General features: G+C 39.8%; 13 protein-coding genes. 3 read left to right on the top strand and 10 right to left on the bottom strand.

The features are described 5' to 3' along the window. Positions 1-300: 300 nt before the first annotated feature. From EYW48_RS19675 to EYW48_RS19655, 4 genes are all read right to left on the bottom strand, one after another. Positions 301-807 carry a hypothetical protein gene (locus EYW48_RS19675; protein ID WP_277432896.1) on the bottom strand — a complete coding sequence of 169 codons (507 nt, stop codon included), beginning with the start codon at positions 805-807 and terminating at the stop codon, positions 301-303. Between the two features lie 1,798 nt (positions 808-2,605). Next, positions 2,606-2,983: a hypothetical protein gene (locus EYW48_RS19665; RefSeq protein ID WP_277432895.1), complete on the bottom strand. Its 378-nt coding sequence runs from the start codon at positions 2,981-2,983 to the stop codon at positions 2,606-2,608. Next, positions 2,980-3,447 (bottom strand): hypothetical protein, encoded by a 468-nt coding sequence (locus EYW48_RS19660; RefSeq protein WP_089202926.1) that lies wholly within the window; start codon positions 3,445-3,447, stop codon positions 2,980-2,982. Before EYW48_RS19660 ends, EYW48_RS19665 begins: the two co-directional genes overlap by 4 nt. A gap of 146 nt (positions 3,448-3,593) precedes the next feature. Beyond that, the gene (locus EYW48_RS19655; RefSeq protein ID WP_277432894.1) at positions 3,594-4,079 is read right to left on the bottom strand and encodes a GNAT family N-acetyltransferase; all 486 of its coding nucleotides are present in this window, start codon (positions 4,077-4,079) and stop codon (positions 3,594-3,596) included. Between the two features lie 262 nt (positions 4,080-4,341). On the opposite strand from EYW48_RS19655, the gene EYW48_RS19650 reads away from it, so the two are divergent. Both EYW48_RS19650 and EYW48_RS19645 read left to right on the top strand, forming a co-directional pair. Next, positions 4,342-4,662: a hypothetical protein gene (locus EYW48_RS19650; protein WP_130196672.1), complete on the top strand. Its 321-nt coding sequence runs from the start codon at positions 4,342-4,344 to the stop codon at positions 4,660-4,662. A gap of 289 nt (positions 4,663-4,951) precedes the next feature. Then, the gene (locus tag EYW48_RS19645) at positions 4,952-5,086 is read left to right on the top strand and encodes a hypothetical protein (RefSeq protein WP_274672521.1); all 135 of its coding nucleotides are present in this window, start codon (positions 4,952-4,954) and stop codon (positions 5,084-5,086) included. Between the two features lie 1,878 nt (positions 5,087-6,964). On the opposite strand, the gene EYW48_RS19635 is transcribed toward EYW48_RS19645, so the two are convergent. From EYW48_RS19635 to def, 3 genes are all read right to left on the bottom strand, one after another. After that, positions 6,965-7,501 (bottom strand): hypothetical protein, encoded by a 537-nt coding sequence (locus tag EYW48_RS19635; RefSeq protein WP_226971538.1) that lies wholly within the window; start codon positions 7,499-7,501, stop codon positions 6,965-6,967. Between the two features lie 160 nt (positions 7,502-7,661). Beyond that, on the bottom strand, positions 7,662-8,066 hold the full coding sequence (locus EYW48_RS19630; protein ID WP_101958611.1) for a DUF2007 domain-containing protein: 405 nt from the start codon (positions 8,064-8,066) through the stop codon (positions 7,662-7,664). A 135-nt stretch (positions 8,067-8,201) separates the two neighbouring features. Continuing rightward, a complete protein-coding gene (gene def / locus EYW48_RS19625; RefSeq protein WP_277432892.1) occupies positions 8,202-8,717 on the bottom strand; it encodes a peptide deformylase in 516 nt (171 codons plus the stop codon). A 236-nt stretch (positions 8,718-8,953) separates the two neighbouring features. On the opposite strand from def, the gene EYW48_RS19620 reads away from it, so the two are divergent. Continuing rightward, complete coding sequence (locus EYW48_RS19620; protein ID WP_255199795.1) at positions 8,954-9,082, top strand: hypothetical protein; 129 nt, start codon at positions 8,954-8,956, stop codon at positions 9,080-9,082. Positions 9,083-9,410: 328 nt separating this feature from the next. Here the strand turns inward: EYW48_RS19620 and EYW48_RS19615 are convergent, their stop codons facing one another. The 3 genes from EYW48_RS19615 to EYW48_RS19600 all read right to left on the bottom strand — a co-directional run bounded on the left by EYW48_RS19615 (position 9,411) and on the right by EYW48_RS19600 (position 11,860). Further along, the gene (locus tag EYW48_RS19615; protein WP_274683915.1) at positions 9,411-9,836 is read right to left on the bottom strand and encodes a hypothetical protein; all 426 of its coding nucleotides are present in this window, start codon (positions 9,834-9,836) and stop codon (positions 9,411-9,413) included. Positions 9,837-9,959: 123 nt separating this feature from the next. Then, positions 9,960-11,267: an FRG domain-containing protein gene (locus EYW48_RS19605; protein WP_277432891.1), complete on the bottom strand. Its 1,308-nt coding sequence runs from the start codon at positions 11,265-11,267 to the stop codon at positions 9,960-9,962. 140 nt (positions 11,268-11,407) lie between these two features. After that, entirely contained in the window at positions 11,408-11,860 is a 453-nt protein-coding gene (locus EYW48_RS19600) for a hypothetical protein (RefSeq protein ID WP_277432890.1), read from the bottom strand. Positions 11,861-12,620 lie beyond the last annotated feature (760 nt).

Here is a 12,620-nt window from a genome sequence, read left to right as displayed (position 1 = left end):
GATCCAAAACTTAATTGAGGCAACCCAAGAACCTTGAAAACGATCAATCTCAGGTTGTTCACGAATCCATTTCGACCAAGCCAACTTGCCGAAAACACGAAACGAATTCTCAATGAAATCGTAGCTTGGACCCTAAAAACTGACCAAACACATAACGCCCAATTAAGGTGTGAAGCACGCGACCACGGCACTTCATTTGAGCACCGTAAACACTGAACCAAACCCAAACCAAAAATGCCAAGCGTGCTGAATCACTCTTAAATTGTTTGTTAGATGATTTTTTGAGGCAATCTTTTCAGTTTAGCCATCACACATTACTTTATTGCTAAGCATCTTAGTTTCGCAATAAATCTTCGCATTTCTGCTACGTATTACAATCATCTCATCGATGCTATCTAAAAGATCTGCAGGTTGATTTTTAGATTGATAACCTTCATGAGTAAAATTGTAGCTAATTGGCGAGTTCTTCGTGTTACTCGTGAATTTACCCAGATCCGGATCAATAGATAGCCGCCGCTTAAAAATTCTGATGCTTTCTAATACAGATTTTTTATCGGCTCTAATATCAAACGAAAAATCTATGAAAATTTTATCTTCACCATAGTTATATGACACCGAGCAATATTTAACACCATACACCTGTTCATCAATAGGGCAAGGGTAACCCTCTAGGTACATATTAGTTTTAAGAATCCCAATATCCATTAGCGATGCTGGCGTGTTCATTAAATATAGTGATGCGTTTCTGCCTTCCGCATGAAGGCTAAATGGAAGAAGAATAAAAAGTACGGCTAAAATTTTTTTCATTGAATCTCTCTGATTTTAATAACTGACTAATTCATCTAACGCTAAGCTAAGTGGCTAACAAACCTGCCACCCACCTCAATTTGAGCACCTTAATCACGCAGCCAAACCGAACTGAAAATGCCAAGCGTTTGTTAGTCCGTCTTAAGCGTTTTGTTAGTTTGCTACCGCGACAAACCAAAGGTTTAGCGCCAAGGTGCTGAATTGACGACCAAACTACTGGCTTTAAACGAAGATGTAAAATTGAAAACGACAGAACTCAAAACCAACCAACAAAACGGGCTTGGCTAAGAAGCGACATGCGCGAGACAACCACAATTTGAAGGACTAAAGCTGGCAAAGGATTCGTTCGCTGAAATTAACAGCCAAGTGCGACGAAACCAGTTAAGTTCAACTTAGCCGCAACGAAAAAGAAACCACACCAAAGAACGTAGCGAAAAAGTTAGAGCTAGTAAGCGACTAACCCACCACAAACACTGCACACATAGTGCCACCGGAAAGTTCGTGAGATTGGAAAACGAACAGGTGTATAGCTAGAACGAAGAACCCAGCTTTTAGACCAAAACGCTTTTCTGCCCTTTGCAAACTAACGCCGCATTAAGTGGTGAGCGACGCTAAGCACCTATGCCTCGACAAACCACTTAAAATGCAAAAACTGAATTTACACTAAAACCGCCAAGCGTTGCGAATCCGTCTTAAATGCTTTGTTATGCAAATTCAATAAGATAAACCAGAAGTTACACTACATTTGATTAAGAAAACAATCAAAATATTGGTTAAGTGAACCAAGAATCAGCCAAAGCCTGAACCGTTATAAATAAGCCACCAAAACAAAGTCCACCTTTCAGCGACAAACCAAGCTTTTGAATGAGAAAAACTCACCGAGCAAGACTTTCAGCAAATGCGAAATGATCGATTAACTTGCCCTTTCCACACTTTGCAACCGCAAAACTGACAACGCGCCAACGCTAAAACCAATTGAGGCAAACAAAGAAATTTGCCTATTTTACGGTTTGAGTTAACCACGAATTTGAGGGTAAAAATGCTCATTTGCCAACAACACAAAACGAATGGCCGGAGAAATCCCAAAAGATTGAACCCCTAAATTTACCTGAGTTGCATAACGCCGCATTAAGTGGTGAGCAACGCTAAACACCTATGCCTCGACAAACCACTTAAAACGAAAAAACTGAATTTACACTAAAACCGCCAAGCGTTGCGAATCCGTCTTAAATGCTTTGTTATGTAAATTCAGTCACATAAGCCAAAGTTACCATGAAAAACCAAGCCTGTACGACCGAAGAATTAGCCAAAATAAAAGAACCCAACCGTGTTCACGAATTTGCGAAGTCAGCAATGTTACAAACCAAGCCGCACAAACGGTGGATACTGATTATCAGCGACTAAAAATGCCGTTAAGCCAAGGAAATTTAACGAAAAAAACCATCAACAAAGACTGACTATCGTTAACCTTGCCCTTTCCACACTTTGAGCCTGCACAACCAACCACGAATCAACCCTGAAACTAAATGAGGCAACTCACAAATCTTGGCATGTTTTACGGCTAAATTAGGCAAAGAATCGGGACAGAAAAAACGAATTTTGCCGACGATACGGACCGATGGCTTAAGAGATCGCAAAAACAGAATAATACCAATTTTACCCGCTTTACATAACGCCCTGTTAAGGTGTGAGCAACGCAATACCGATGCCTCCGCATACCACCTTAAACGCTAAACGCAACGCATAGTAAAAATGCCACGCGTTGCGAATCACTCTTAAACAGATTGTTAGGGCTAAATTAGCGACGTGTGATTTGATGAAACTCAACAGGAGTGGTTGGCTCAAAGCTCATAGCGTACCCATGACAAACTTCAACCCATTGATGGTTATTAAAGAACGCCAACACTATGTGCTTAACTGTCTGATAACCTATGTTAAATTCATCCCTTAACTCATGCTCGAATGCCATCCAATTTACGTCTTCTTCGTTTGCAAGCAGTTCATCATACTTTTGAAATATGTCATGAGCCCTGTTCAATTGCGCATTATCCCAATTCATCGATAAGATCAAGCGCTCTACAGGATACCTTTCATAATCAACACAGTCGGATAAAATTGATACGTGATATTGTAGTTTTTCAACAACTGCGGATAGTTCTTCTAGTGTCATTGTCATGCCTTACCTTCCAGCTCAAAAATTCTAGAGTTCGATGTTGAAATAGAGTCTTGAATGAGGCTCTGTAGTTCATGAACATCTGCGTGATTAATAGTTTGTGAGTTAAATCCTACTTCATAGTCATTTAGTTTTTTTTGAGCATTCGTCAAAATACCTCTGATGTCATTGTCTGGACCCTGACTATTAATGGCTCCGATCGAATAATCAAAGTGTGCTTTGATGCTCAATATTAGCTCCGAAACTCTTACTCCTCGCGGAATACTTGTAGTGCTAAGAGGAAGACGACGAATATCATCTTGAGCCCTTCGAAGGCGTTCAGCACAGCTTGCTAAGTTGATTTTTCTGATATCAAACTTGATCTGTTCTCGATAATTTTTAGCTTTAGTTACCTGCCAAATCGTTATGAACATCGAAATCACTGTTACAACTGTGCCAACCAAAGTAATCATACTATCTGTTGTCACATACCCTCCTATGTTTATCTTGAGCCCTAACGCCGCGTTAAGTGGTGAGCAACGCAGACCACTGCACTTAAAGTATTGTGCCGTAAACACTTAACCTGAAGCAAACCAAAAATGCCGAGCGTTGGGAATCCGTCTTAAACGCTTTGTTAGCCGTACATTGCCCAACGAAAATACGGACGCTGATCATCCATACGCTCGACTTCTGCACCTAACTTTTTGTAGAACTCGTGTGCTCTGGTGTTATAAGGGCTAGCAGTCCATGAAATGTGAGAAGTTAACGACTCTTCAGCAACCATTTTCAAAGCATCCATAAGTTCAGCACCGTACCCCTTTGAGCGATTCTTACCGACAACTAGAAGGTCATCAAGCCAAATAGACGGCTCACCACGAAAGGAGGAATAACGATAGTGAAATAAGGCGAACCCCTGAGCTTCGCCATCGACCTCCAATAACAAAGCGTGAGCAAACGGATAATCACCAAATAAGGTTCGTTCAATCTTCTGTTTAGTCGTGGAGATTTCGCCGTCGAACCCTTTCATACTTCGGTCAAACTCTGCTTTGTATCCAATGAGTTCTAACAACTTACCGGAGTCTTGCTTGATCGCTTTCCTTACGTTCACTTTGTTCTCCATAACTAAAATTTGTGCTTGTCGGCTAACGCCGCGTTAAGTAGTGAGCAACACTACCACATTACTTAAACCATTGTGCCGTAAACACTAAAGCTGATTAAAACAAAAAATGCCGAGCGTTGCGAATCTGTCTTAAACGCTTTGTTATGCAACCTTATCACTACAATACAAAGGCTATAACAACAATAAATTCATGGTTAATGGTTGAATTTCCTATATGCAACCCAATTTATTTAGTGACAACAGACAATCATTAGGAGTTAAAATGATTAATAGAACAGCTTCAACTCAATACGACGATTGGACCGGTGGTTCTGCATTTGATGATGCTGACACTAACGATCTTACCGACTACGCTCGAAATGCTGGACATATCCAACCAGATGAAAGGATCTTCAGTTTTGAAGCAAGCTACATTCACGTTACTAAGCAAGTTATGGTTACAATCAACTACACAAGCTTAAGCTACGATGAAGTTAAGTCTACTGGTGCGTCTTTATCTAAAGTCAGTTTCGACTTGTCACCAAATGACTTCTTTGGAGTATTCAAACGAGCCAACTTTGCTGCAGCAAGAAAAGGCTTGTAACTACAGACAGGAGGCTCCAATTAAGAGCCTCTTTTTTCATAATTTAACCTGACAATTTAAAACGATACCCACTGGTTGCATAACGCTGCGTTAAGTGGTGAGCAACGCGACCACAATCCTAAACCATTGCACCTTAAACACAAAACTCAACCTAGAGCCGAAACTCCCAAGCGTTGGGAATCCGTCTTAAACGCCTAGTTAGCTGCTGCACTTTCGCTAGCGAATTACGCCAAACTGCCTAATTTGAAACACATTATTGCTTTCAAACGGCAAAGTAAAACGGACAGCTGTGAAATTAAAACCTAATCCACGAAATGCGTTTGGCAAAGAAGAAATGGCTGAGGAAATCCCCATTCCTGAGCATGGTAATTTGCAAAGAATTCTATCGGAAAAGCCAACGACAGAGCACACGAAACGAATTTAGGCATTCATAAATTTCAACAGCAAAGAAGCCACGCCAATGAACTTAACAAAAACAACATTTCCCGTAAGCAGACTTCGTTAAGTTCAAACACTTCCCGAAAAGTGCCACTGGCGAGATAGTTGAGAAGCTGAGATTTGTCCGGTGTGTAGCTAGGAAACCCAAAGCCTTTCCACCCTAAATTCACAGCTTTTCTTAACCCCAGCTAACGCCCAATTAAGTGGTGAACAACGCACTGACCAAGCCGCTGCATTGCACCGTAAAACACTTTACTCAACGCATAGTAAAACTGCCACGCGTTGAGAATCCACTTAAATTGTTTGTTATGTGAATTTTACCGTGAATTCAAAGTAAATCACCGTAGAAATGAAGAAATTTTAATAAGTTACGTGCAAAAACGATGCTTACCAAAACCTAAATTTCACAGCGATCTTAGCCAAAGAGAGCCACTTGCAGAATCAACAACAAAGAAAGCGCCCTTTCAGCAACAACCAAACCTTTTGCTTCACCAGATTTTCAGAGCTGAATATCAGCAAGCAAATCAGTCAAAAGGACATTTAAATTAAAGCGATTTGAAACCAACGAAACTCAACACAAACCAGATCCAAAACTTAATTGAGGCAACCCAAGAGACTTGGACGTGACCAATTAAAGCTCTTTCAAGAATCCATTTCGACCAAGCTAACTTGCCGAAAACACGGAACGAATTTTCAATGAAATCGTAGCTTTGACCTCAAAAACTCATCAAACACATAACGCCCAATTAAGTGGTGAACAACGCACTGACCAAGTCGCTGCATTGCACCGTAAAGCACTTTACCTGACGCATAGTAAAACTGCCACGCGTTGAGAATCCACTTAAATTGTTTGTTATGTGTATTGCGCACTACTTGACGATGTCGTAAGCCCACTTATAGCTACTATAAAGAAAAGGTCTACTTCCTTCCTTTTCAGTCTCAACAACTGATAGCTTAACTTTGGTACCTAATGGAAGAGACCGAATAGCTTTTGCGCACTCTACCTTCATAACGCTAGGGAAAGGTTGGCCTGCTATTGGTCTAACACCGTTTTTCCTCTTTGACGCATCATAAAAAACTTCACAGATGATAGATGTGTATTCGCTTGGATCGCGACGACCTCCAGCTCCCATAAATAACTCCTGATAGAAAAAATCAACGCATATTAAGCATGCTAATGCACATTGAAAATGAAAATTTGGTGAGACACATAACGCCCAATTAAGTGGTGAACAACGCACTGGCCAAGCCGCTGCATTGCACCGTAAAGCACTTTACCTGACGCATAGTAAAACTGCCACGCGTTGAGAATCCACTTGAATTGCTTGTTATGTGAATTTTACCGGGAATTCAAAGTAAACCACCGTAGAAATGAAGGAATTTGAATAAGTTACGTAAAAACCAATGCTTACCAAAACCTAAATTTCACAACGATCTTAGCAAAAGAGAGCCACTTACAGAATCAACAACAAAGAAAGCGCCCTTTCAGCCACAACAAAACCTTTTGCTTCACCAGAATTTCAGAGCTGAATTTCAGCAAGTGAATCAGTCAAAAAGACATTTCAATTAAAGCGATTTGAAACTGACGAAATTCAACACAAAACAGATCCAAAACTAAATTGAGGCAACCCAAGAACCTTGAAAACGATAACTCTCAGGTTGTTCAAGAATCCATTTCGACCAAGCCAGCCTGCCGAAAATACAGAACGAATTCTCAATGAAATCGTAGCTTTGACCTTAAAAACTCATCAAACACATAACGCCGCGTTAAGGGGCGCAGGCACGCAATACAAAAGCTACCGCATAACACCTTAACCACTAAACAAACTGCAAACCGAAAATGCCACGCGTGCCAAGTCCCTCTTTAACGCTTTGTTAGCTGCGTGGTCAATTTTGTCAATAAACCTATTATTTTTGATGTTAGTGCATAATCTAGAGCCATGCGCCCGCTTTCATTGACTAAAAACGCTACGACATTAATAGAAAAGTCGATTAATTCAATTAGTTCTTCCGATGTGAAAGTATAACTAATTGGGTGTTGATGAAGGAATGTATTCCTAATGGCCTGTAAACGGCAAACATGTTTCTTTTCAAAATGATCACTATCAATAATTAGACCATCAACATACGAAACATATCGTTCATCTAATAAACGCTCATACAACCACTCGATATTAGTTAAATGACCAGATTCAGCGTCGAATTTGCTAAAAACCAAGCAATTACCTGAAGTTATTAGAGCTAGACACATCGCTGTTTGGATCGAATTATGACTGTATATCACAGCCCATTTAAAGTAGGCATCATCACCATTTTTAATGCGATCTAAAGCATCAGATAAACATTCCAGTGACATGGATAAATCTGTTTCTAAATTAAACGACACTACCTTTTTACTCATATCTTTACCAGTTAACAATGAAAGCAGCTAACGCCCAATTAAGGGGTGAGCAACGCTACCACCAAAACCTAAAGCATTGTGCCGTAGACACTTAATTTGAAGTAGAACCCAAAATGCCAAGCGTTGGGAATCCCTCTTAAATTGTTTGTTATGCCACGACTCAAAGCTTTTCACTGAACTCGCCACATTGATTACATTTATAGCCTTGTTTGTAGAAAAATAGTGGGAAACCTAACAATATGAAAACTAGAAATGCAGGACGCTTGCCCTGTGTGTGAGCAGTTATCTCACTACTACCACAATGGGGACAAATATCCTGTTGCTCTCCCTCAGTTTCGGAGTGCTTTTCAAGACTTTCAGAAAAATCACTAGTCAGGATTTCAGTAGCTTCTTCAAAGTCTTTTTCTAAAACCATCAAGCGCACGCCTCCAATAGCATTTGAATATAACCATTGTGTACTCACCGTATGCTCATCTGCAATGAAGCTTTCGATGCCAGCACTTTCAAGGTTAGCTCTCGCTATATGAGCTTCATGAGGAAAAGAAAACCTTGCTACTACAATCATGAATTTCTCCTTGTGGCATAACGCCAAATTAAGGTGTGAACAACGCCAACACCTTACGTAACGCATTGTGCCATAAACACTAAACTAGCTTGAAGTGATGGCGCCAAGCGTTGTGAATCACTCTTAAATTTATTGTTATGAGCGGGGGTAAGAGTGCGCTTTAACGTACTTTTTAACCTTTTTCATAGCCATTTTACGCTTAAGTGGTGAGAGGTAATCAATAAACAAGTTACCCGACAAATGATCTATTTCGTGCTGCATTACGATAGCTAGAAACTCGTCACTTTCAATGGTAATTGGCTTACCTTCGCGATCTAAAGCAGACACAACAACTGAAGCAAAACGCTCTACGTCTGCATAGTAATCAGGAACTGATAAACAACCTTCTTGACCCAATGCTTTATCTGAGCCACTAACGACTTCAGGGTTAACCAAAATTAACGGTTCATCTCGATTTTCTGAAAGGTCGATAATAACAACGGCCTCTTTATGACCAACTTGAGTTGACGCCAAACCGATACCATTGTCAGTCGCATATAACGTTTCCAACATATCGTCTATTAATGTTTGTACCGTCGAAAGATCTTGCACCTTTTCCGCTTTGACCTTAAGCCTTGGGTCTGGTGCAGTCAGAATTTCTAAAACTGCCATATTTTCCTTCTAATTCTTGGAAGCTCATAACGCCGCGTTAAGTGGTGAGCAACGCGACCACAATCCTAAACCATTGCGCCTTAAACACAAAACTCAACCTAGAATCGAAACTCCCAAGCGTTGGGAATCCGTCTTAAACGCCTAGTTAGCTGCTGCACTTTCGCTAGCAAATTACGCCAAAATGCCTAATTTGAAACACATTATTGCTTTCAAACGGCAAAGTAAAACGGACAGCTGTGAAATTAAAACCTAATCCACGAAATGCGCTTGGCAAAGAAGAAATGACCGAGAAAATCACCATTCCTGAGCATGGTAATTTGCAAAGAATTCTATCGAAAAAGCCAACGACAGAGCACACGAAATGAATTTAGGCATTCATGAATTTCAACAGCAAAGAAGCCGCGCCAACGAACTTAACAAACACAACATTTCCCGTAAGCAGACTTCGTTAAGTTCAAACACTTCCTGAAAAGTGCCACTGGCGAGATAGTTGAGAAGCTGAGATTTGTCCGGTGTGTAGCTAGAAAACCGAAAGCCTTTCCACCCTAAACTCACCGTTTTTCTTAACCCCAGCTAACGCCGCATTAAGTGGTGAGCAACGCCTGCCACCCAACCTAAACCATTGTGCCGTAAACACTTAAACCGAATCAAACCGAAAATGCCAAGCGTTGGGAATCCGTCTTAAATGCCTTGTTATGCGTTTCTTCCATGCTCCAGATTTAACCCTAACTTGCGGCTAAAAACGAACATACAACTAACCAAAATACCTATCTCGAAAAGCTGACAAAGAAAAGATGCTGTCTTAAACACCAGACCCGAACCCATCCAAGGCATTGCTATTTCGATTAGCACCGCGATTAGAACCAAAGTATACCCAACCCGTTGATGCCACTTACTTAAAATTGGAGAAAAATGATGGAAAGCTAACAGATAGAGCACCGAAAAAAATGGCATTATAAACCAGGTAAAATACTCAAGAATTTCAATCAACGGGCTACTACCTTCACCCAAAGTCGCTATTAGAATCGGGATAATAAAATTCAGTATCATGTAAAGAAACGGATAGATAAGAATACCCAAGGCAAGATACCGAACTGATTTTATAACTCTACTTTCCACTTGTACTACCTTCTCAAGTTGGAGTAACGCATAACGCCGCGTTAAGGTGTGAGTAACGCAATACCGAAGCCTCTGCATTGCACCTTAAACACAGGACTTAATGCAAAGCAAAAATACCACGCGTTACGAATCACTCTTAAACGCCTTGTTAAATTTATATTTATCAGCGACGTAGCGGGCTGAGTTTTCAATGTATGGAAATACTGTACTTTCATTAATATTTAGTAGATCCAGCTCCTTCAATAGTACAGTTTTGTTAGTTATTGTAATCCTTAATACTTCAATTTCTTCTGTACCTTTTTCATCAAATATCACTTCGTGACCGAACAATAAAAAAGCTCCTGATTGAGAGGTTATTCTGTCATTGCTCTTTTTCCCCTTTACACAAATGACTTTTCTCATATCTTTTGGATCTATAATTGACTCAAAAAATTGCTTTTCTTCTTTGATAAAGTGTAAGAGCCTTCTAACCGATTTCTGCTCATTAAAGTCTTCAATATCCAAATTGAAATCAATCTTATCCTTCTCAGACTTGGGTAGCCTTGAAAGATTAGATATACAACTAGCAACATCAGAGTCAAAATACTTTACGGTCTCCCTTTTAACGGAAAATATTATAACTTCACCAGACTCTTCAGAGGACCCTTTACATGCGAAATATAGTGCAATCAGAGGGTTAGATGTTATATCTAACAACCTTGTCGGTAACGAATAATGCTGCATTCTAACTAGTCGATCTAAGGTGTAGATATCTGACGAAAAATCAGCTGAGTTTGACACCAAAAGCTCTCGGCAAATAATGTGTTCTACATCACGATATAGATAGTTACCCTCTTTGTCTTTCCTGAACAGTGATGGCTCAAGTTTGTATTGATCTTTACTCGAATGACCGCGATAGAAAATCTCACGATCTTTTTCATGTTGATAAGACAACACTTTTTTTATAAAACCCTGTAGCTTTGTAATTGTAGGAGACTGTGACTTTTCCGCTGTAGGTTTACCCGATTTAGAAATGTCTTGAACATTGTTTAAAGGGATACCTTGATTTTTTAATCTTGCGAAAAGATCCTCATCTTTTACCGCCCAATGAGTTCGATTCATTTCCCAACCGCGTATATCTAGAAGATCTGCAATTGGCTCAATTTGGGCGAATGGTATAGGATCAATATCTTGAGAAATTTGAAATTCAATTAATACTGTTCTATTTCGCTCTTTGATCGACGTTAAGTATCCAATGTAAACGTCGCTTCTCGTCCCTTCGTATGCAAAGAGGCATGGATAGCTTTTTAGTAAATCAATATTTGATTCATTAAGATTTTTAAGTGCTTCAGATAGATTCTGGTTTGTGTATTCAAGAAATCGACTTCGATCGTATTGATAATGATTCCGCTCCCAGGCTCCATCTTCAGCTGTCACAAACAAATTATACATCTAATGTTGAACTCCAATAAATTTAACGCCCGCTTAAGTGGTGAGCAACGCAATACGATGCTTCCGCACACCACCTTAAATCACAAAAATCAACGCATGGTAAAAATGCCACGCGTTGCGAATCCGTCTTGAAGCGCTTGTTATACAACGTTTGACTCTGACTCGGTTCTATCTTTGCGCTTTCTAAACTGGCGCTTAATTAAAGAATAAAGCACAGATAATAAGATAAATATCCACAATGAATACCCAAAAGCATAGTCAAATATGGTTAGTTCATATTTAGGAAGTATCCTTGGCAAATCACCAACGCTCTGAAGACCCTGGATTTGCACATCACTCAATGGGTAATAGGATTTCTCTTCACTATTTTTTAGTGCCAGAACATAACCCTGCTCAGTAATATTTACGCCTAGAATAAAAAATTTTGTCGTGGTCCTATAGGCCAGATATAGATCTTCTCCATTTGGACCTTTAAAACTAACATCTTGAAGTTTGTGTAACATATCGTCATCACCAAACATCATTTTTCCAGCCACGGCATTTCCAGAAAGTAACAAGCCAAGTGACAATAGCAAAATATTAAAAATCTTCATCTAAGTTCCCTTTAGTTGTATAACGCCCAATTAAGGGGTGAGCAACGCTACCACCCAACCTAACGCATTGTACCGTAAACACTAAAATTGAAGTAGAAGCAAAAATGCCAAGCGTTGGGAATCCCTCTTAAATTGTTTGTTATGTGAATTTTACCGTGAATTCAAAATAAACCACCGTAGAAACGAAGGAATTTTAATAAGTTACGTAAAAAACCAATGCTTACCAAAACCTAAATTTCACAGCGATCTTAGCCGAAGAAAGTCACTTGCAGAATCAACAACAAAGAAAGCGCCCTTTCAGCCACAACCAAACCTTTTGCGTCACCAGATTCTCAGAGCTGAATGTCAGCAAGTAAATCAGTCAAAAATGCATTTCAATTGAAGCGATTTGAAACCGACGAAACTCAATACAAACCAGATCCAAAACGCAATTGAGGCAACCAAAGAACCTTGAAAACGATTAATCTCAGGTTGTCCAAGGATCCATTTCGACCAAGCCAACTTGCCGAAAAAACGGAACGAATTTTCAATGAAATCGTAGAGTTAACCCTAAAAACTCATCCAACACATAACGCCGCATTAAGTGGTGAGCGATGCTAAACACCAATGCTTCGACAAACCACTTAAAACGCAAAAAACTGAATTTACACTAAAACCGCCAAGCGTTGCGAATCCGTCTTAAATGCTTTGTTATGCAAATTCAATAAGATAAACCAGAAGTTACACCAAATTTGATTAAGAAAACAATCAAAATATTGGT

Origin of the sequence: Vibrio sp. 1180_3 (assembly GCF_029478545.1) — a bacterium.
Taxonomy (GTDB): Bacteria; Pseudomonadota; Gammaproteobacteria; order Enterobacterales; family Vibrionaceae; genus Vibrio; species Vibrio aestuarianus.
Note: the sequence above shows the minus strand (reverse complement) of the source record. Positions and strands in the feature narration are given on the sequence as shown.